The organism is Actinokineospora baliensis (genome assembly GCF_016907695.1).
In the GTDB taxonomy this organism is placed as follows: Bacteria; Actinomycetota; Actinomycetes; order Mycobacteriales; family Pseudonocardiaceae; genus Actinokineospora; species Actinokineospora baliensis.
The window spans coordinates 4929686-4950715 of the sequence record NZ_JAFBCK010000001.1; the positions used below are offsets into that span (position 1 = coordinate 4929686).

The following is a 21030-nucleotide window of genomic DNA, read 5'->3' on the forward strand; positions in this document are numbered from 1 at the left end:
CGCTCCACGGGCGTTCACGGCGGTCCGCACGGTCGGGGGACAGCAGGCACCGGATCACGACCTGGAGGGTTTCGTGCGATTTCGGAGGACGGCCGCGTGGATGTCCACGGCGGTCGTGGTGGGTTCGTTCGTCGTGGTCGGCGCCGTACCGGCGTCGGCGGCGGGGACGTGCGGTGACCCGGTGGTCGTCGACGGGCTGACGACGGTCACCTGCACGGTGGGCACCGGCAGCGTGGTGGTGCCCGACGAGGTCGGCCAGGCGACGGTCACGCTGGACGGAGCGGGCGGTGCACCGGCGGTCGACGGGACGCCCGGTGGCAAGGGCGCCCGCGTGGTCGCCACGATCGCGGTCACCTCGGGGCAGACGCTCAACGCGCGGGTCGGCAACCGGGGGGTCACCAACACCGGCTCCCGTGGTGGCCAGGGCGCGGGCGGTGACCTGGTGGCGGTGACAACCGCGACCGGCGCCCCGCTGTTGACCGCGGGATCGGGCGGTGGCGCGGCTGGACCCGGCTACGGGTCGCCCGCCTACCCCGGCACCCCGGGCGCCAACAGCGGTTCCGCGGGCACGAACGGCGCGGGCGGCGACGGGCTGACCGGCGGCGGCCAAGGCGGGGGTGCCGGAACCGCGACCTCAGGCGGCGCTGGCGGTGCCCCGGCTCCCGGGTACCAGACGCCGCCACCGGGCAACAGCGGCGGATTTCCCAACGGCCCCCGTGCGCGCGCGTCGTCACCGTCCTACGTCCCCGCCGGGTTCGGCGGCGGCGGTGGCGGCGGCTACGGCGCCGGTGGCGCGGGTGGTCAGGGCGGGTCCAACGGCGGCAGCACCGGCGGTGCGGGCGGTAGCGGCGGCGGAGGATCCAGCTACGTGTCCGGGCTCGTGGCGGGCACGACCCCCACGGTCACCGACGGCGTGAACGCCGGGGACGGGCGGATCGTGTTCGTCTTCGCGCCGCTGCCCCCGCGCGCGGACACGATCACCGCAACGTCCGGTGGCGGCCAGTCCACTCCGGCGGGACTGCCGTTCGCGGCGCCGCTCACCGTGACCGTCAACGACCAGTACGGCGCTGCGTTCGCCAACGCCGAGGTCACCTTCACCGCGACGGGTGGCGCTACCTTCGCGGGTTCAGCGACCGCGACCGCCACGACCGACCCCGCCGGGGTGGCGACTTCCCCGGCGCTGACCGCGGGGCCTACCCCTGGCCCGGTCACCGTCACCGCGACGACCCCCGGCGTCACGGGGACAGCGGACTACGCTCTCATCGTCACCGCGCCGATCCCGGCCGCCATCACCGCGCGTTCCGGTAGCGGCCAGTCCGCCGAGACCACCGCGACCTTCGGCGCGCCCCTGGTCGCCGCGGTCACCGACACCGCGGGTGGCGCTTCCTCGGGCACGCCCGTGACCTTCACCATCACCTCCGGCCCGGCGTCCTTCGCAGGCGGCCAGTCCACCGCCAACGCCACCACGGACGCCACGGGTTCGGCGACTGCACCGGCTCTGGTCGCGGGGAACACGCCGGGACAGGTCACCATCACCGCTGCCACACCGGGCGTCGCCTCCACCGCGACGTTCACCGCCACCGTGACCGACCCACCCGGGCCCGTCCGCGCGGACCTGTCGGCCACGATCACCGCACCGACCGCCGTCCCCAAGGGGGTGCCGTTCGAGGTGACCCTGCGTGCGCACAACGACGGCCCGCACGCCGCCGCCGACGTGCGGTCCACGCTGACACTGCCGCTGGATTGGTGCCTCGTCGACAACGGCGGCGGCACCACCGGCGGGCTGCTCGGCAACCAGGTCACGTTCACGACGGGGTCCATCCCACGCGGCGCCACTGCCGACTACACGATCACCGTCGTCGCCCGACCGTTCCTGCCAGGACCGCGACTGCTCACCGGCCACACCGTGTCCCTGCGCACCTGGGACACGAACTACCTCAACAACACCACCGCGTCGGCGGTCACCATCACCCACCACTGATCCTCGGCCCTCGGTCGGCCGCGCAGCGCGACCCCACTGCGCGGCCGACCGAACCTGGCCACGGATGCCGGGGACCGGGTCTGAATGACATCTTCAGTTGCGGACGCATTCCACAGTGGGCGCCATTCCTCACGATTGCCGGTTGACCGCTTACCCCGCGGCACCGGGAGCGCCTAAATCGCTGGGCGTCCCCCCAGCGTGGCGCTAGGTTGCGAGGACCCACGTGGGGAGCACAGTGATCACCTACCGAGAGGTCTTCGCGCTACGGGAGTTCCGGGTCCTGTTCGTGGCGCGTCTGTTCACCATCATCGGGATCGTTCTGGACAGCCTCGCGCTGGGGACGGTCATGTACGCCGAGACCCGGTCGCCGCTGTTGACCGCGGCGTCGCTGTTCGGTGGGCCATTGGTGCAGTTGGTGACGGCTCGGTACCTGCTGGCTTCCTCGGACCTGTTCAGGCCGCGGGCGGCGATCGTGGTCGCGGCCGGGGTGGGGACGGTGACCGCGGCGCTGCAGATGGTCCCGGGGTTGAGCTGGTGGATGCGGTTCGTGATCCTCGCGGCGGGCTACGTGGCGGCGGGGGCGACGTCCGGGACGGTGGTGGCGCTGCTGTCGGACATCGTGCCGAAGGCGGCGTTCGTGCTGGCCAGGGCCACGATGAACCTCGCCGTCGGGGGGATGCAGGTCGGGGGCTATGCGCTGGGGTCGGTGCTGCTGGCCACCGTGGAGCCGACGTGGTTGTTCGGGGTGGCCGCGGGGGTCAGCGTGGTGGCCGCGGTCCGGGCCTGGACGGGGTTGTCGGACCGGGGAGCGCGGGCCACGGGCAGTGTCGTGGCGCGCAGCAAGGCGGTCAACCGGGAACTGCTGGGGTCACCGGTCCTGCGCCCGCTCTACCTGATGATGTGGGTCCCCAACGGGCTCGTCGTCGGGTGTGAAGCGCTGTTCATCCCCTACGCGGGCGACCACGGCGGCTACCTGTTCGCCGCGGGCGCCATCGGCATGCTCGCGGGTGACATCGTCCTCGGCCGCTTCACGCCCCAAGCCCTCCGCGACCGACTCACCGTTCCCCTGCGCCTGCTCCTGGCCGTGCCCTACCTGGCCTTCCCGCTATCCCCGCCCACCCCCGTCGCGGCCACCCTGATCGCCGTCTCCGCCATCGGCTACGCCGCCGCCCTGCCCCTGCAAGACCGCCTCCTGCACCACACCCGCGACGACGTCCGAGGCCAGGCCTTCGGCCTGTCCGCCACAGGTGTGATGGTCGGCCAGGCCCTCGGCGCCCTCCTGGGAGGAGCCACCGCCGAAGCACTTCCCGTCGGGTGGACCATGACCACGATGGCCGTCCTCTCCCTCGTGACCACGGCCCTCCTGCGCCCGGGCCTGCGGTCCACAGCTCACCCGTCCGTGGGGAATGCCGGAGACGGGCCGGGCGTTGGCGGTGGACATGGCGGATGAGACGGTGAAGGCCAGTCCTACTGAGTGGGTGCGGGCGCAGACCAAGCAGATCGTGGAGACGGGGACCACCGAGGGGATCAAGGTCCTCGGCAAGCCGATCGTCCTGTTGACCCTGCGGGGGGCGAAGTCGGGGGAGTTGCGGCACACCCCGGTCATGCGGGTGGAGCACGAGGGCAGCTACGCGGTCGTGGCCTCCAAGGGCGGCGCTCCCGAACACCCCGCGTGGTACCACAACATCAAGGCGCACCCGGAGTTCCCGCTCCAGGACGGCACCGTGACCAAGCAGTACACCGCCCGCGAGGTCGACGGCCCCGAACGAGCCGAGTGGTGGGACCGCGCCGTCGCCGCGTTCCCGTCCTACGGCGAGTACCAGAAGAAGACCGACCGGCTGATCCCGGTGTTCGTCCTCGACCCGAAGTGACCACCGGCGGTCGGCGGTTAGTGGGCCGCCGACCGCAGTTGGGCCTACGGGCCGCAGTTCGCGCCTCGGGCGAAGGCTGCTGCCCGACGTCGGACACGATCCACGCGTCGCCGTGCTCACGCACGGCACCGCTGCGGATTGCCGGTACACGGGCGTGGTTCGCGACCGGTTGATCCCGGTGCTCGTGCTCGACCCGGAGTGACCTCCCGGGATCGGCGGCCACCGCGCCGCCGACCGCCGGTGGCAGGATGGTGGGGGTGGAGATCGAGTTCGTGCGGCTGACCGAGATCGCCGTGGCCGACATCGTGGGGTTGTTGGACGATCCGGCGGTTCGGGGGCACCTGCCGTTGGCCTCGGGGCGGTTCGACGAGGGTGCGTGCCGGGGGTGGGTCGCCGGGAAGGAGGCGATCTGGGCGGAGCACGGGTACGGGCCCTGGGGGTTTGTCGCGGATGGGGTGTTCGTGGGGTGGGGTGGGCCGCAGCCCGAGGGGGCGGACGCCGATATCGCGTTGGTGTTGCACAAGCATGCATGGGGGCTGGGGGAGCGGATCTACCGCGAGGTGATCAGGCGGGTCTTCGCGGATCCGGCGCGCGACTCGGTGACGGTGTTGCTCCCGCCGAGCCGGGGGCGGGGGCACGCGCTGCTGCGGCTGGGGTACCGCACCGACGGTGAGGTGGAGATTGACGGGCACGTGTTCCGGAGGTTTCGACTGAAATCCGCTGCCCTGCGGAATTGACCCGTCGGGTGTGCTGGGCCATTCCGGTGAGCTGTGACGAAATCCCGCGCGTGGGGAACTGACCCGCGCGAGCGTCGTCGTAGTCGGGCGTCGGGGGGATGGTCAGCGGCGAAGGGGTGCGTCCGGTGGGTGACGGGTTCAAGGTCGATCCGCGTGAATTGCAGGGCTACAGCGGGATGCTGGAGCGGGTGGCCGGGCAGTTCACCGCGATAGAGGGCCACGCCAGGGGCAAAGGCGGCGACACGGCCGGGTTCACCGGGTTGTTGCAGGTACTCGTCCCGGCCGTCACCGGGGTGGTCGACCTCTACGGCGACACGCTGACCTACGCCAATCGCAAGATCACCGAGGTCAAGAAGAGCCTCGACGAGGCGGCCAAGGCCTACCAGGACAGCGACAAGGCGGCTGCCACCCGCCTGCAGAGCGCGGGCCGCGGTCTGGAGTCGGTGCACGCCCCGACCGTGCGCGGGGGTGCCAGATGAGCGGGCACGCCGACGTCACCGACCCGGTCGCGCTGCTCAACCGGGCGCCGAACACCGCGGGTGGGCCAACCGCGCAGAACGCGATACGCGACGCCGGGATCGAGGTGCGCGCGGTCGACTGGGTGTGGCGCAAGGTCGTCGGCGAGTCGCTGGTCGAGTCGATCATCACCCCGATCACCGGGGACTTCGAGAAGATCGCCCGCCAGGCCGCGGAGTGGACCAACGTCAAGGACGCGCTGCAGGCCATCCGCAACAACATGAACGCGGGCCTGACCGAGCTGGCGCAGGGCTGGAACGGCGCGGCGTACGAGCGGTTCCAGAAGCTCATCGGCACCACGTGGACGCTCGGCCTGGAGGCCGACGCGCAGGCGGCCGCGCTGATCGGGGCGGCGCTGCGCAAGGTCGCCGACGGGTCCCGCCGCGCCTGCGACCAGGCGCTGAAGCTGATCAAACAGCTGGTGCACAAGCTGATCCAGGCCGCGGCGATGCTGCCGATCCCGGCCGTCGGCTGGGCCCGCGCGGTCAAACTGGTCTACGACGGCTACCAGCTCTACAACGCCATCATGTCCCTGATCCAGGGCATCAAGGCGATCATCGCGGGCGCCAAGCAGGTGATCGACGGTGTCCGGCAGGTCGGCACCGCGCTCGCCAAGATCAAGGACGTGCGCAACCTCAACGACGCCATCAACGCGGGCAACCAGGCCGCCGACGGCGCCATGGGCATCAAGCGCGGTACCGACGCGGTACGCGGCGGCGCGCAGACCGCCGTCGCCGGTGCCACCTCGGCCGCGGGTGCCGTGGGGAGTGCGTACGACAACACCCGTGGACTCATCAACGAGCGCAACGCCGCACGCCAACCAGACCAACCCACGCCGGGGACAGTCGTCCCGGGCGCGACCTCCGGGAACTCCGCGCGCCCCGGCCAGAACACTCCGGGCGGCAACCGCCCGGCAGACCCGAAGAACACCCGCACCCCCGAGTGCAACCGCACCACCTGCGGCGACCCGGTCGACATCGTCACCGGTGACGTGATCATCGGCCAGACCGACGTCGAACTGGCTGGCGCTTTGCCGCTGGTCATCCGCCGCACCCACATCTCCTCATTCCGCGCGGGCCTGCGCTACGGGCACTCGTGGGCGTCCACAATCGACCAGCGTCTTGAGTTCGACGCTCTCGGTGTCGTATATGTCGCTGACGACGGCGTGATCCTGGTCTACCCGCAGTCCACAGGGGACGTTCTGCCGGTTACCGGACCAGCGTGGCCGCTGAGCCGAACCGAGGACGGCTACACGATCACCCGTGATGGCCAGGTCCTGCACTTCGTGGGAACCGGATCGGTCCGCCCGCTGACCAGCATCACCGATGCCGTCGGCAACCAGATCGACCTGCACCACGACGACACCGGAGTCCTGACGCGCATCACGCACTCCGGCGGCTACCAGGTCACTGTGGACACTGAAGAAGGCCGCATCACCGGGCTCCGCCTGGGCGGCGACATCACGCTCGTCCGCTACCGCTACAACGAAGCAGGCGACCTGGCGGAGGTCATCAACTCCTCCAACCAGGCCCTGCACTTCGAGTACGACACCGCGGGCCGGATCACCCGCTGGATCGACCGCAACGACCAGTGGTACCGCTACCTGTACGACACCGCGGGTCGCTGCGTGGCCAACCAGGGTGCGGGCGGTTTCCTCAACGGCACCTTCACCTACGACTCCGCCACCCGCAGCACCCACTACACCGACGCGCTCGGCGCCACCACCGTCTACCGCTACGACGAGCGCAACAACGTCACCGCGGAAACCAACCCGCTGGGCCACACCGTTCGGTCCGAATGGGACAGCCGCGACCGGCTCATCGCCAGCACAGACGCGCTCGGCAACGTCACGCGCAACCGGTACGACGACACGGGCAGGCTGATCGCCGTTGGCTACCCGAACGGCACCGAGTCGCGAGTCGACTACGACGGAGCAGGCCGCCCGGCGAGGATCACCGACCCGGATGGCGCGGTGTGGCAGCGCCAGTACGACGACCTCGGCAGGATCGTCGCGATCACCGACCCGGCCGGTGCGGTGACGAGAACGACCTACCAGGCCAACCGGATCGCGGTCACCGACCCGCTCGGCGCGACAACGCACGTGCTGACCGACGCCGCCGGACTGCCGGTCGCGGTCACCGACGCGCTCGGCGCGACGACGCAGTACGTTCGCGACGCGTTCGGCCGGGTCACCCGCATCATCGACCCGCTCGGCGGCACCGTCGTTCTGGGATGGACGATCGAGGGCAAGCTGATCTCCCAGACCGCACCCAACGGGGCGGTGACCCGGTGGCGCTACGACGGCGAGGGCAACCAGGTCGAGCACATCGACCCGCTGGGGGCGACCACCCGGACCGAGATCACGCACTTCGACATGCCCGCCGCCCGCACCGCCTCCGACGGCACCCGGCTGGAGTTCGGCTACGACACGAGGCTCAAGCTCACCACCGTCACCAACGCAGCGGGCCAGGTGTGGCGCTACGAGTACGACGCGGCGGGCAACCTGGTCCGGGAGGTCGACTTCCACGGACGTTCGCTCGGCTACGAGCAGGACGCCGCTGGTCGACTGGTGCGCCGGACCAACGGCGCGGGGGAGAGCGTCGAGTTCACCCGTGACGCTCTCGGCAACGCGATCGAGAAGCGCGCGGGTGATGCGCGGGCCGTGTTCGAGTTCGACCCGCTGGGCCGACTTCTGCGCGCCACCAACGCCGATGCCGACGTCCAGTACACACGGGACGTTCTCGGGCGGGTGCTGTCCGAGACCTGCAACGGCCGCGCGGTCACGTCGGAGTACGACACCGTGGGCAGGCGCACCCGGCGCACCACCTCTTCCGGCGCGGTTTCCACGTGGGAGTACGACGGGCGGGACCAGCTTGTCAGCCTCACCACGGCGGGCCAGACCGTCCACTTCGGATATGACGCGGTCGGCCGTGAGGTGCGGCGCCTCGTCGGCGGGGTTTCACTCGGTCAGACGTGGGACAGCAACCACCGGCTCACCGGCCAAACCGTCACCACAGCAGGCGGTCAGGTCCGGCAGCGGCGCTACAACTACCGCGGCGACGGCCTCGTGGTGGGCATCGATGACACGCTGGCGGGTGACAGCCGCTACGACCTCGACGCGGCGGGCCGGATCACCGGCGTTCGCGCCGCGGGCTGGACCGAGCGCTACGCCTACGACCAGACGGGCTCCCGAGTAGCCGCGCCCGAAGGCCCCCGATACCAGCACGACGCGCAAGGCCGCGTGGTGACCAGAACCCGCCGCACGTTGTCGGGTCAGGTGCGTTCGTGGACCTACAGTTGGGACGCCGAGGACCGCTTGGTCCAGGTCGTCACGCCGGATGGTGTGCACTGGCGCTACACCTACGACGCACTCGGCCGCCGCGTCGGCAAGCAGCGGTTGGACGCGGCGGGCGCCGTCGTCGAGCGGGTCGAGTTCACCTGGGACGGGGTGGTGCTCGCCGAGCAGTCCACCGTGGAGGGCGTGACCACCTGGGAATGCCTGCCCGGCGACGTCCGGCCGATCACCCAGACCGTGGACGAGCGGTTCTACGCGCTGGTGACCGACCTCATCGGCACCCCAACGGAGATGCTCGACCACAACGGCGACGTCGCGTGGCGCGCCAGGACGTCGGTGTGGGGTGTGCCCGCGACCGACGACGCCGGTGGTTGCCCGCTGCGGTTCCCCGGTCAGTACCACGACGCCGAGACCGGGCAGCACTACAACTACATGCGGTACTACGACCCGGAGACCGGGCAGTACACCTCCCGCGACCCGCTGGGGCTGCTGGCGGGCCCGGACCCCACGGCGTACCCCACGAACCCGCTGGTCGCCGCGGACCCGCTCGGTCTGGCGCCGTGCACGGCCTTGACGCAGACCGGCCCGAACACCTTCCAGTCGCCGGGTGGTTTGGTCTACGGCCCGGACAACAACCCCACCTACGGCAACCGCTACAACCACGTCATGAACCACACCGCCGACATCCCAACCCGGCAGCAGCACGGCGTCTTCAACGCCACCAACGGCAACGACGTCGTCCGGCTCGTCGACAACGCCTATGCCAGGGTCCAGCAGGGAGGCGTGGTCAGCATCCTGCAGCCCAACGGGAACACCTCGCACTACGTGCCCATGGGGCAGAACGTCGGGTACGTCGGTGGCGTTCCCGGCGCGCAGGGCGGCCACCCGCAGGTGAGCTACATCCAGTTGGTCACCCGCAACGGCAACGAGGTCATCTCGGCGTTCCCGGTCGCAGGCATCCCGAGCAGTGTGCTTGGATCGGCGCCGTGATGTGGTTGCGCGAGTGCCCGTTCGACGACCAGGGCCTGGTCCGCCCGGTGCTGCCCCTGGCCCTGATGTGCGACACCTGCGGTTCGGTGTGGTGCACCCCCGCGGACGCGGCCCACGAGGACCGCGTCACCGTCCCCGAGGCCCCGGACTGGACCGCGTGCGGTCGCAGCTTCGCCCCCGGTAGCACCTCTTGGGCCACACGGGAGGACGTGGACAAGGCGGGGTGGGGCGAGCACCCCTGGCACGAGGAGGCTTCGTGACCTTCAACGACGATCCGCGCATCGCCGAAGCCTTGGCCCAGCTCGAGGCCGCCGAAGTCGGCTTGGACGAGGCCATCGTCTCCGCCAAGGAGGTCGAACAGGCGGTTCCGGTCACCACGTTGTCCAAAGAGGACCTCCGCCTCCTCGAAGAACACGCCCGCGGCGACGACGCGCCCCGATCCCTGCGCGAACTCCAAGAACGCATCGACCGCGGTGAACTCTCCTGGTCCGACCTCGCCGACGGCCGCCACTTCGACGACCCCGACGTCCAGTCCGCCCTGGCCCCGGGTGTGAAGGGCATGCGCCAGGCCTACACCGCCATCGAAGAAGGCCAACCCGTCGACGACATCATCGAGGCGGGTCCACCGCTGCCACCCCGGGCCTCATCCCCGACCGAGCCCTCGGACGACGAAACCTACGACTTCCTCCGCGACAAGCCGGACGACTAGGTCTCTGGAGATCAGCAACACCCCGGCCACCAGCGGTCCCGTAGCCGTTCGTTGGGGGCGGCAGAGGTGCCGCCCCCAACGTGTGGCTACTTGCTCACGAGCAGGTCCCAACCGGTGAGGCCGTTGCGGCACTTGTGGGTGGTCCACACGGAGGGCTTGCCGTTGGCGCCCGCGGCGTCGCAGTCGGCCTTGGTCGGCACGGTGGCGATGTAGACGTCGGTGAAGGTGTTGGTGGTGGGCTCAACGATCAGGTCGTACCCCGTGAACCCGTTGCGGCAGTCGTAGGCGGCGAACACCCCGGCCGTCACGCCCCGCGTGCCCGCGTCGTCGCACTGGCTGTACGTCGGGAACGTGGCGATGTAGACGGTCGGCGTCGCGGCTGCTGGGGCGGCCAGCACGACTGCGGCGGCGATCCCCGCCGAGGCGGTGAGGGCGATCCGGGAGGCAACGGACATTCGGGAACCTGCGGACATGGTGTGCTCCAGTCTTCGAGGTCACGGGGTGTTCGCGCCGCGGCACCTGTGTTGCGCCGCGACATCCCCGACGTTAACCGGTCACCGCAGACCCAAATGGACTGTTTGCCGGTCGACGGCACGCACGGTCCGTGATCGCGCCCAACCTGCGTTGGTGACCTCACCGCCTCCGGCATGCGGTGATCTCCAATGGAGCAACGGAATTCGCGGCTACCCGGCGCAGTCGAGTGTGGCTCTGCACACAACCCGCTGCACTCACCCTACGTGACCCGTTCGGTGGCAGCGACTGCGTCCACCGCGCCAGAGCAGCCGTTGTGCGCGTGGATCAGCTCTGCTGCCCCATGGTGAGCCGGACGGTGAAGCCGGATTCGGCGCGGCTCAAGGTCACGTGGTGGCAGAGCTGGTGGGCGATCCAGAGCCCGTAGCCGCCGCCGTCCGGGTTCGGGGTGGGGACGAGCCCGGCGAACGGGTCGACGGGGCCCCGACCCCCGTCGTGGATGGTGACGACGACCTGCCGCGGACCCGTCCACAGGCGCACCGTCACCGGTGGTGTGCCGTATTTGACGGCATTGGTGACGATCTCGCTGACGGAGGTCACCAGGTCTTCGAGGTCGGCGCGGGACAACGCGAAGGCACCCGCCGCGGTGACGGCGTGACGGGCCGCGGCGGGAGTGGGGTCGATGAGCGCGGCGGTCGGCGGCAGGTGCTGGACGGGGAGAGGCGTCGGTGGCCCCGAGCGCGAGAGGAAGGAAGGCGGCTCGACGTACTCGGGGTTGGGTTTCGGTGTGCCGCCCACGGCCACGAGCGAATGCGTGCGGGCGACGTCGCGCAGGATCGGGGCAGGCGTCGTGCGGGTGTCGTAAGCGCACATGCTCCGCACCGGGAACGCGTCGTAGGCGTAGTTGACCGCGGCCTCGTAGCGGGACCACACGTCCCACGCCTGCGCGAGAGCGGGGGAGGGGAGTTCGCCGACGACCCTGATCGCGCTGGCGCCCCGCTTGACCAGCGACGAGAACATGTCGCGGTACGCCTTGATCGTGGCCGCGGGGCGCGTGTACTGCGGATCCGGCTGGAGGGTCACGACGCGATCGGGGTCCGGGAGGGCGGAGAGCACGAGGTCCGCCCGGGGCTCGTCGAGGGCGATCACCATCGCTTCGTCGCGCGCGACTCCGTCGACGAGGAAGGGGACGGCCCCGTCGAGCAGGTCGCCGTCGTTGGTGTAGTAGAGCGCGACGTGGTCGTAGCCGCGCTTGGCGGAGTGCGTGTGCGCGCTCATGCGACCTGCTCCACGCGCACGCCGCTGATCCCCAGGATCTCGACGAGGCGGGCCGGGTTCATCGCGCGGGTACGCAGTACGGCGGTGAAGCCGCGCCGCTCGGCCTGGTCGGCCAGGCGCAGCAGCGCGTGGTGGTCGATGAAGGTCAACCCGCGGGCGTCGACCACGACTTCCCCACCACCCCAGCCGGGCGCGGCGTGCTCGAGCGCCCAGGGGAACAGCTCGCGCGACCTCAGGTCCAACTCGCCGTCGAGCGCCACCGCGCCGCCCCGACCCCACCCGTGCAGGTGGAACGGCACGGTGTCGACGTTGCCCCCCGGGTGCATGGTGGCGAGTTTGTCGACCGTGTCCGCCCCCAGCTCGGGCACGTTGTAGGCGCACATCGCGTCGAAGGTGGATGCGGCCATGTAGCGGTCCACGACGTGTTCGTAGCTGGCGAAGGCGTCGAGGTGCGCGGGGGTGCGCACCAGGTGGGTCGCCTCGGCGGCGACCCGGAAGCCGGTGAACCCGTCGGCAACGGCCTGGTCGGTCTCCCCGGCATACACCCGGACCTGCTCCTCGGGGTCGACCACCCCGCCCCCGGCATAGACGCCGTCGAGCGACCGAACCAGCACCGCCCCGCGCTCGAGCAGGTCGCCGATACCGGGGATGGTCGCCACCTGGTCGAGCAACGCCCGCTCGGTCCCGGGCGCGGTCAGGCACACCCGCTTGCCCGCTGCCAACCCCTCGACCAGGAACGCCCGGGCCCTGGCGAAGAACTCGGCCGGCTCGGTGAACGCCCAGCACAGGTGACTGCGCCCTGTCTGAGGCGGGTTCTCGGGCGGTACCGGGCGATGGCTCACCGCGTCAATGTACGTCCTGGGGTCGTGATCCCGGTACCGGCGGGAGCCGTGGTCATAGCACCGAGCTATCGACAGCTGACATGACCACGTCCGCGGACCGCGTGTGAATCTTCTCGGGCAGGCGGTTCCTGCGTATTCCGCCGAAGTGGCCGCGATGCGGCCGTGCCGAGAAACGGAAAAGCGAATGTCCCTTTCGCGTGCCAAGAAAGCCGGGGTGTTGGCCGTCGTCGCCAGTGCCCTGACCCTGTTAGCCGTCGTGATCAACCCGCTTGCCTCAGGGCAACCCGTCGCGCCACCACGCGCTGCCGTCGCACCTGCCGCGGGCTCCGGCGCGGATGTCCACGTGGCGCGGGAGCGGCTGCCGGTCGCCGAACGCACACCGGTGTCCGCGTCCAAGGAAGAGAGGCGGGACTACGACGTGCCCGCTGCCAAGGCGTTGGTCGCGTGTGACACGGCCGGGTTCACCAGTCGGAGCGGGTGGGCTCTGGTCGACTTCATCCGGACATCCACAGTAGACTGTGTGAACACGCTGTTCTCGCTCACCGGAACCGACGCCAACCGTGCGTTCCGCGAGGATCAGATGACCTATGTCGCGTACGGTCTGCGGGACAACGGATCCAGCTACCCCGGTGACAACTCCACCGGTACCGCGCAGCTCGTGCTCTATCTGCGGGCGGGTTACTACGTCCAGTGGTACAACCCCGATGTGGTCGCCACCTACGGGTCCGCGCTGCGCAACGCCATCCGCTCCGGGCTGGACAACTTCTTCAACAACGCCAGGGCTTTCACCGTGAGCGAGGCCAACGGCGCGACCCTTTCCGAAGCGGTCACGCTCATCGACAGCGCCCAGGAGAACGCGCGGTACCTGTGGGTGGTGAAGCGGCTGCTCGACGGCTACAACTCCAGCTACGACTCGTCGTGGTCGATGCTCAACGCAGTCAACAACGTCTACACCGTGCTGTTCCGCGGCCACCAAGTCCCCGAGTTCGTCAGCACCGTGACCTCCGACCCGAGCGTCCTGGAGACCCTGCGCGCCTTCGCGATCCGCAACCTGGGCCTGCTCTCCGGCGAACGCAGCTACCTCACCTCCAACGCCGGACGTGAACTCGGCCGGTTCCTGCAACACCCGGGGCTGCTGAGCAACTCCAAGCCCAAGGCGAAGGCCCTGATGGACGCGTCCTCGATCCGCGGCGCCACCGCCCCGTTGTGGGTGGGTGTCGCGGAGATGGTCGACAGCTACGACAAGGCCAACTGCGCGTACTACGGCGCGTGCGATCTGCAGAACCGTTTGCTGGCAGAGGTTCTACCGATCAACCACACCTGCGCCTCGACGCTGAGGGTCCGCGCCCAGGAGATGACCGCCGCCGAGCTGTCGCAGACGTGCGCGAGCCTGCTCAACCAGGATGCCTACTTCCACAACGTGGTCCGTGACCCCGGGCCGGTCACCGGCGACCGCAACACGGCACTGGAGGTGGTCGTCTACAACTCCAGCACCGACTACCAGACGTACGCGGGCGCGATGTGGGGCATCGACACCAACAACGGCGGCATGTACCTCGAAGGCGACCCGTCGGCGGTGGGCAACCAGGCGCGGTTCATCGCCTACGAGGCGGAGTGGTTGCGGCCGACGTTCCAGATCTGGAACCTCAACCACGAGTACACCCACTACCTCGACGGCCGGTTCAACATGGCTGGCGACTTCACCTCCAACGTGACCACCCCGACCATCTGGTGGATCGAAGGCTTCGCCGAGTACGTGTCGTACCAGTACCGCAACGTGGCCTACGACGCCGCCATCGCCGAGGCGGGCAAGCGGACGTACGCGCTCAGCACGCTGTTCGACACCACCTACTCGCACGACACCACGCGCATCTACCGGTGGGGCTACCTCGCCGTCCGGTACATGATCCAGGCACATCCCGCGGACGTCACCGCCGTCCTGGGCCACTACCGCTCCGGGAACTGGACGGCGGCGCGGACGCTGCTCAAGACCACGATCGGCTCCCGCTACGACAGCGACTGGTACACCTGGCTCGCCGCGTGCGCCGCCGGGAGCTGCGGCGGTGGCACCACGAACCGCCCGCCGGTCGCGGACTTCACCAGCTCCACCAACGCCCGCACCGTCACCTTCACCGACCGCTCCACCGACCCCGACGGCACCATCACCGCCCGCCGCTGGGACTTCGGCGACGGCACCACCTCGACCGCGACCGCACCCACCCGCACCTACGCGGCCGACGGCACCTACACGGTCCGCCTGACCGTGACCGACAACCAGGGCGCGACCGGGACTCTCACGAAGGCGGTAACCATCGGTAGCGGCGGCGTGGCCGAGTGCACCGGCTCCGACGCCAGGGTGCTGGGCAAGAACTGCCAACGCTCCAACCGCTCAGCCACCGGCGGCAACTACGACTACCTGTACCTGACCCTCCCGAGCGCAACGGCCCAACTGACGATCACCGCCTCCGGCGGAACCGGCAACTGCGACCTGTACTTCAGCGGCAGCTCGTGGGCGACCACCAGCACCGCCACCCACCGCTCCACCGGCACGACCAACCAGGAAACGATCACCGTGACGAGCCCGGCGGCCGGGTACGCGTACGTGAGCTTGAAGGGCGCGACCGACTGCGCGGGGGTGGTGGTGACCACCCGCTACTGACCACCTGGCGGCAGGGTGCCCGCCCCCGGCTCACGCCGGGGGCGGGCTTGTCGTGATGCGGCCTCGGTGGCAGGGGCGCGACGTCGTCGGACGTCGTCCTGTTCGACGCTGGTGGTGCGGACCTGGTTGTCGGCCCGGTCGCACCTGCGGCTTCGAGTCCGGCGAGGCGCTTGAGGAGGAGGATCCGTGGCCTGCCTGCCGTGGCCGCGGTGACCCGGTGCAAGGTCATCACCACGGCGGCGCCAGGCATTCGCGCTCCACCGCTCCCTGCGACGTTGCTCGGCGATCGCGTGCTTGAGGCTCGGACCCGCGCGAGGTGGTCGGGCGGGTCCGCCGCCAGTTGGCGGGCGGGCCTCGCTGTGCTCCTGCCACCACGGTCGGAACACTGGCCTGGCCTGGCCATGGCCTGTTCGGCCTGGGCTGCCGCTGCCCTCGTGGCGGTGGTTGGCCGCTCTTGCCGGATCCGGTCGCGATGTTGCGAGGGGCGCCCGGCCTTTCAGGCTGGAGGGCGGCCTCGGGGTGCCCCCGCGATCAGGGGCGGGCCACTGGGTTGGCTTGTGCCTGCTCGGCGCGGGCTGCCGCTGTCCTCGTGCCGGTGATCAGCCCGCTCTCGCTGAACCAAGCGGCGATACCTCGCGGGCTGCACGGCCGCGTGAGGCTGGAGGGCGATCCTCGGGGTGCTACTGCGATCAGGGGCGGGTCACTGGGTTGGCTGGTGCGTGCTCGGCCTGGACTGTCGCGTCCTCGTGCCCGTGATTCGCCCGCTCTCGCCGGACCCGGTGGCGACAGTGCGAGGGCCGTTCAGGCCGGGGGACGGGCTTCGGTGTGCTCCTGCCACCAGGGTCGGAACACCGGGCTGGCCATGGCCTGCTCGGCGTAGGCGGCCACCACCTCCCCGTACACCTGATTCGCCTGCTCCCACCCGACCCGCTCGCGGTGCCACGCCAGGACGAGCCGGATGCGCATCGGTTCGCCCGCCAGCGGCCGGACCGCGATACCGGGGCCACCCTGGGACGTCGGTTCTACCAGCTGCACGGCCCGACCGGTCGCGATCAGCCGTCTGCCGCCGCCGCTGGGGACCTCGAAGCGGACGTCGGGGGTGAACCCCGCTTGCCTGCACGCCGCCCGCAGCGCCGCCAACGACCCGTCGTCGGCCCCAGGCGGGCAGATCCACGCCTCACCCGCGAGCCCGGCCAACGGCACCTCATCCCCGCCGGCCAGGGGGTGCTCGGCCGACAACGCCACGTACACCGGCACCCACGGCACGATGATCCGCTGCCCCACCTCGCGCGGCAACGGGATGTCGTGCTCCTCAGCCGCCCCCAACACCGCGATGTCCAAGTTCCCCGACGTCAACGCCCGAGCCAACACCGCACTAGACGGCTCGATCTGCATCGACACCCGAGCCCCCGCCAACGACCGCTCCACCCGATCAAACATCGGCGTCACGCACTCCATGTGCACGGTCCCGAACCGCACCGGCCCGCCGGTACCAGCCCCCAACCCGGCCCCGAGCCCGTCCAACTCCGCCAACACCACCCGGGCCCGCCGAACCAGGTCCTCACCCAGCTCAGTGGGCACCACCCCCACCCGGCTGCGTTCGAACAGCCGCCCCCCGACCACCCGCTCCACCCGCTGCAACAACGTCGACAACGAAGGCTGCGATATCCCCAACCGAGCCGCCCCCTGGGACAGGCTGCCCGCCTCGGCGATCGTGCAGACCGCCCTCAGGTGCCGAATCTCCAGGTCCATGGCCGAACAGGGTAATCCCGCACCACACCAACCGAAACCCTCAGCCGCTCTGTCCAGTGCTGCCTTGGCCTCGTCCTGGTTGCGCCGCCGGTGCCACCGCTCGAGCGGGAGATGCGTTGCTGAAAGCGTTCCAGAGCAGGTTGAGGGGGTGGTCTGGGGTGTAGCTGGTGCGTTCGTGCTTGCGGGTAAGGATGCCGGTGACGATCTCGAGGTGGGGGTGGTAGTCGTCGGCGAGTGTGAGTTTGCGCAGGCCTTGCCCTGGGAGGCGACCGTCGAGGGCGGCGTCGGCTACACGGTCGGTGGTCAGGAGACAGCCGTGGAGTAGGCGTGCAGTGAGGAGGTTGAGGCCATAGTTGAGGGAGTCGATGGTCGCGATGACGTTGAGGGTGGAGTGGTGGTCAGGGCCGTACCAGCGGGTGAGGAAGTCGGCCAGGAGTCCGGCGGCGGGTGTGAGCAGGGGGACCGCGGGTAGCTGGGCCGCCGTGACGGGGGTATTGGGGAGCTCGCGGGTGGTGAGGTTGGTGAGGAGGGCGACCCGTTCGCGGTGCCATTCGAGGAAGTCGTAGTCGTGGGTCGGGGCTTGGTCAGGTGGTGCGGCGAGGCTGCCGCAGACGATGTCGACCTTCTTGCTGTCGAGCGTGCGCCAGAGGTCGCGGGTGCGGACATGTTTGATGGTGAGGTGGATGCCGCGAGCTTCGAAGTCTGGCCGGAGTGCGGGCCAGATGGCGCCGAGAAACTGGACGGTGAACTCGGTGGTGCCGAAAGTGATGGTGGATCCGAGCCGTCGCCTGCTTTGGTGCAGAGCATCGTTCCAGTTCGTGAGTGTCCGGTTTGCAAGGGCGACAAGGTGGTCTCCTGTTGTTGTGAAGAGGAAGTCCTTGCCGCGGCCTTGCTTGACCACCAGCGCCTCGCCGACGAGGCGAGTGGCGGTCTTGTTGAGGTGGTCGAGCTGTTTCTGCACGCTGGATTGCTCGCGTCCGAGAGCGCGTGCCGCGCGTTGGGCGGTACCGGTGGCGTGCACCACGGCAAGGGTTCGGAGTTGGTCCAGGCTGAGATCCAGCAGGTGAGGTGGACAGCCCAGTAGCGCCATGAGCGCCTCCGACGAGTCGGTGTCAGGCATGAGTCTCCTCGCGGTTCGCAGGTGTCCGTTGGAACACCTGGAATGTTGTTGGCCGTAGTTCGCGCCGGAGTGACCCAGAGATGTTCGCCGAGACATCGCGGACCGCGCTAGTGTCCAAGCGGACATCACGTGAAGTTTCGCCCGTTCGGGCCCTTTCGGCGTATCGCTTGGGGAAGCGAGGTTTCCGATGACCGCTCGCAGCATCGCCACCGGCGAGGTGGCGTCGTCCTGCTACTTCCGCACCACGGTGGAGCAGCCGTTTCGCAAGGCGCTGGTTCAGATCAATGAGGATTGCAACCTGCGCTGCGCACACTGTTTCGTCTCGGCGACGAGAATGGGTAAGCGGATGGTTCTAGGAGATGTTGTGGCGAAGGTGATCCCTCGGCTGGCCGCCGCCCGCGTCACGCGGGTGACGTTGACCGGAGGGGAGCCGACGATCCATCCGGAGTTCCTGGCCATTGTGGCGGCATTTCGGGCCGCAGGAATGAGCGTAGGTGTATGTACCAACGCTACCATGGTCGATGACTCCCAGATCAGCGCACTTGCTGCTCTCGGAGTGCACTGCAATGTTTCGTTGGACGGGTTCGCAGTTGCCTCTCATGGCAAGTTTCGCGGTGACCGCGCAAGTTTCGCTGTCACGGTCGCCACCGTGGAGAAACTCGCCGCAGCAGGCATTCTGCAGGGATTGCTGTGCACGCCGAACACGTTGGCCCAGGATGAAGAGTACGCGCGCCTGTGCGCCTTCGCGCGTAGCCACGGCGCCCGCTATGTGCTGCTCAACCCGCTCGGCAGCATGGGGCGTGGCGTCAAGTCCCAGGCGAGGTTGGCCAAGACGACCTTGCACATGCGCGAAATCTTCGAACTGACCGCCCCCTTCGACGGTCCGGATCTCGACATCGCCCACATCCGCTTCCCCAACACAACTGGTCGTCCGCTGGCCGGATGCGAAGCGGGGACGATCATCTACGTGTTCACCCCCGGCGAGGTCACAGTGTGCCCCTACCTGGTGTTCGCGGCCCGCACCCCAGGCTCGCGGCACGCCGACACCGAGTTCATCGTCGGTAACATCTTCACCGATCCTGATGTGGCCACCAGACTTGACGACTATCGCTTCCACGACCGGTACCAAGTCGGCGCGAACCCGACTTGCACCGCCTGTTCCTTGAGTTCCCGCTGCGGCAAGGGGTGCCCCGCGGCCATCGTCGCAGCGGGCGGGCGAATAGGTGATGTCGACGCGGAGCAGTGCCCGGTCACCGCGCCCGAAGCTGGGCGCAAGCTGTTGCCCGTGGTGCAGGCATGAGCACGACCCGGCTCCCTGGCCTGTTGGTGACGTTCGACGGGCCTGGCGGCGTGGGCAAGTCCACCACCGCCCGAATCGTCACCGAGACGCTCGCAAACTCTGGGCTGTCCGTGCACTCGACGGCACAGCCCTCGCGTGCCCGCTTGGGTGAACTGGCTCGTCATGGGACGGACACCTACCGTGGCATGGCGTTGGCCTGCTTGTGTGCGGCAGATCGCCACCACCAACTCGAAACCGAGATCCTGCCCGCCCTGCGCGAGGGAACTGCGGTGGTGTGCGATCGGTACGTCGCCTCCTCGTTGGTACTTCAGGGCCTCGACGGCGTGCCCGCGGAGGTGGTGTGGCAGCTCAACCACGGTGTCTACCGTCCCGACCTGGCAATCGTTCTCACCGGAGACCCGCAGGTGATCAATGCTCGTCTCAGGGCACGCGGAGGCCACAGCCGCTTCGAACGCGCGGCGGACAACAGCCTGCTTGAGACTACCCACTACATTCGAGCGGTCGACACACTGCGCGAGCGGGGGTGGCCGGTCACCTCGGTGGAGACTACCGCCGGGCTACCCGCGACCATCGCTGCTGCCATCGTGTCCCTCGTCCACCACGCCATGACTGAGAAGAGCGCGGCATGCCCCTGAACCTGATGTCTGTCAACGTCGGCGCTCCGTCTCGTGAGCGCGCTGAACGCCAACTGCGCTGGCTCGCTCAGCGGCCCGAAGACGTTTTGGTATTGACTGAGACCAAGGCCACCGCGGGGTGCCACTACCTCGCACAGGCGTTCACCGATGCCGGCTTCAGCGTGACCTTCCCCGAGCACGCTCCTGGAGAACTCGGCGTGATGATCGTCAGCAAGCTTCCGACGATTCCGGATGTCGTCGCCAGCATCTTGGACTACCTCCCCGCACGTGCCGCGGGCGTCGTCATCGACACCACCAGCGGACCAGTTCGCGTGATCGGCGCCTACGTGCCCTCACGCGACGCCACGGTCGACAAGACCGAGCGGAAGAAGAACTGGATCAAGCACTTTACCCACGCTCTGAGCACCACGGCAGGTTCCGCGCCGATCTTGCTGCTCGGGGACCTCAACGTTCTTGAGCCCGATCACCAGCCCGCCCACCAGGGGCAGTTCGCGCCATTCGAGTACAACTTCTACACCGACCTCACCCACCGGCACGGCCTGTACGACCTGTTCCGCCATCTCCACCCGCACCAGGTCGAGCACAGTTGGGCACGCCGAGCGGAACTGGGCTATCGCTACGACCACGCTCACGGCACTCAAGCACTAGCCGATGCCTTGCTCGCCTGCGAGTACCTCCACGAAACCAGAGCTCTAGCGACGGACGGCACCCGACTTACAGATCATTCCGCACTAACGGTGCGTCTGACCCTGACTGCCACCGCACGCCTGATAACGTCCGATCCCGCCACGGCGGGTGCGCATGCCGAGCCGGAGCCGACCTTGTTCTAGGTCAGCGTTCCGCCACGGTCTGGCCCGCAGGCACACCACGCCCG

The 21030-nt window shown here is 69.4% G+C and carries 17 protein-coding genes; 12 read left to right on the forward strand and 5 right to left on the reverse strand.

The annotated features are described in order from the left end of the window. Nucleotides 1–100 precede the first annotated feature (100 nt). The 8 genes from JOD54_RS22555 to JOD54_RS22590 all read left to right on the forward strand — a co-directional run bounded on the left by JOD54_RS22555 (nucleotide 101) and on the right by JOD54_RS22590 (nucleotide 10099). Entirely contained in the window at nucleotides 101–1981 is a 1881-nt protein-coding gene (locus JOD54_RS22555; protein WP_204452863.1) for a DUF11 domain-containing protein, read from the forward strand. 235 nt (nucleotides 1982–2216) lie between these two features. Next, on the forward strand, nucleotides 2217–3431 hold the full coding sequence (locus tag JOD54_RS22560) for an MFS transporter (protein WP_204452865.1): 1215 nt from the start codon (nucleotides 2217–2219) through the stop codon (nucleotides 3429–3431). Continuing rightward, nucleotides 3421–3852, forward strand: a complete 432-nt coding sequence (locus tag JOD54_RS22565; protein WP_204452867.1) for a nitroreductase family deazaflavin-dependent oxidoreductase — start codon at nucleotides 3421–3423, stop codon at nucleotides 3850–3852. The genes JOD54_RS22560 and JOD54_RS22565 overlap by 11 nt, the downstream gene beginning before the upstream one ends. 257 nt (nucleotides 3853–4109) lie before the next feature. After that, nucleotides 4110–4589, forward strand: coding sequence for a hypothetical protein (locus JOD54_RS22570; protein ID WP_204452869.1), 480 nt, complete (start codon nucleotides 4110–4112; stop codon nucleotides 4587–4589). A gap of 125 nt (nucleotides 4590–4714) precedes the next feature. Continuing rightward, a complete protein-coding gene (locus JOD54_RS22575) occupies nucleotides 4715–5068 on the forward strand; it encodes a type VII secretion target (protein ID WP_204452870.1) in 354 nt (117 codons plus the stop codon). Then, on the forward strand, nucleotides 5065–9390 hold the full coding sequence (locus JOD54_RS22580) for a DUF6531 domain-containing protein (RefSeq protein WP_204452872.1): 4326 nt from the start codon (nucleotides 5065–5067) through the stop codon (nucleotides 9388–9390). Before JOD54_RS22575 ends, JOD54_RS22580 begins: the two co-directional genes overlap by 4 nt. Beyond that, on the forward strand, nucleotides 9390–9650 hold the full coding sequence (locus tag JOD54_RS22585) for a hypothetical protein (protein ID WP_204452873.1): 261 nt from the start codon (nucleotides 9390–9392) through the stop codon (nucleotides 9648–9650). The genes JOD54_RS22580 and JOD54_RS22585 overlap by 1 nt, the downstream gene beginning before the upstream one ends. Next, nucleotides 9647–10099 (forward strand): hypothetical protein, encoded by a 453-nt coding sequence (locus tag JOD54_RS22590; RefSeq protein ID WP_204452875.1) that lies wholly within the window; start codon nucleotides 9647–9649, stop codon nucleotides 10097–10099. Before JOD54_RS22585 ends, JOD54_RS22590 begins: the two co-directional genes overlap by 4 nt. A gap of 86 nt (nucleotides 10100–10185) precedes the next feature. Here the strand turns inward: JOD54_RS22590 and JOD54_RS22595 are convergent, their stop codons facing one another. The 3 genes from JOD54_RS22595 to JOD54_RS22605 all read right to left on the reverse strand — a co-directional run bounded on the left by JOD54_RS22595 (nucleotide 10186) and on the right by JOD54_RS22605 (nucleotide 12690). After that, a complete protein-coding gene (locus tag JOD54_RS22595) occupies nucleotides 10186–10554 on the reverse strand; it encodes a hypothetical protein (protein WP_204452876.1) in 369 nt (122 codons plus the stop codon). Between the two features lie 343 nt (nucleotides 10555–10897). Then, on the reverse strand, nucleotides 10898–11848 hold the full coding sequence (locus JOD54_RS22600; protein ID WP_204452877.1) for an anti-sigma factor RsbA family regulatory protein: 951 nt from the start codon (nucleotides 11846–11848) through the stop codon (nucleotides 10898–10900). Next, nucleotides 11845–12690 (reverse strand): MEDS and STAS domain-containing protein, encoded by an 846-nt coding sequence (locus JOD54_RS22605; protein ID WP_204452878.1) that lies wholly within the window; start codon nucleotides 12688–12690, stop codon nucleotides 11845–11847. The genes JOD54_RS22600 and JOD54_RS22605 overlap by 4 nt, the downstream gene beginning before the upstream one ends. A gap of 184 nt (nucleotides 12691–12874) precedes the next feature. Here JOD54_RS22605 and JOD54_RS22610 point away from each other — a divergent pair, with 184 nt between their 5' ends. Next, on the forward strand, nucleotides 12875–15349 hold the full coding sequence (locus tag JOD54_RS22610; RefSeq protein ID WP_204452879.1) for a collagenase: 2475 nt from the start codon (nucleotides 12875–12877) through the stop codon (nucleotides 15347–15349). Between the two features lie 801 nt (nucleotides 15350–16150). On the opposite strand, the gene JOD54_RS22615 is transcribed toward JOD54_RS22610, so the two are convergent. Continuing rightward, nucleotides 16151–17101, reverse strand: coding sequence for a LysR family transcriptional regulator (locus JOD54_RS22615; protein ID WP_204452880.1), 951 nt, complete (start codon nucleotides 17099–17101; stop codon nucleotides 16151–16153). Between the two features lie 40 nt (nucleotides 17102–17141). After that, a complete protein-coding gene (locus tag JOD54_RS22620) occupies nucleotides 17142–18221 on the reverse strand; it encodes a LysR family transcriptional regulator (protein ID WP_204452881.1) in 1080 nt (359 codons plus the stop codon). A 187-nt stretch (nucleotides 18222–18408) separates the two neighbouring features. On the opposite strand from JOD54_RS22620, the gene JOD54_RS22625 reads away from it, so the two are divergent. From JOD54_RS22625 to JOD54_RS22635, 3 genes are read left to right on the forward strand one after another with little or no spacing between them, the layout of a single operon-like run. Then, on the forward strand, nucleotides 18409–19521 hold the full coding sequence (locus JOD54_RS22625) for a radical SAM protein (RefSeq protein WP_204452882.1): 1113 nt from the start codon (nucleotides 18409–18411) through the stop codon (nucleotides 19519–19521). After that, complete coding sequence (tmk, locus tag JOD54_RS22630) at nucleotides 19518–20156, forward strand: dTMP kinase (protein WP_204452884.1); 639 nt, start codon at nucleotides 19518–19520, stop codon at nucleotides 20154–20156. The genes JOD54_RS22625 and tmk overlap by 4 nt, the downstream gene beginning before the upstream one ends. After that, nucleotides 20147–20986 carry an endonuclease/exonuclease/phosphatase family protein gene (locus tag JOD54_RS22635; RefSeq protein WP_204452887.1) on the forward strand — a complete coding sequence of 280 codons (840 nt, stop codon included), beginning with the start codon at nucleotides 20147–20149 and terminating at the stop codon, nucleotides 20984–20986. The genes tmk and JOD54_RS22635 overlap by 10 nt, the downstream gene beginning before the upstream one ends. Nucleotides 20987–21030: the final 44 nt, after the last annotated feature.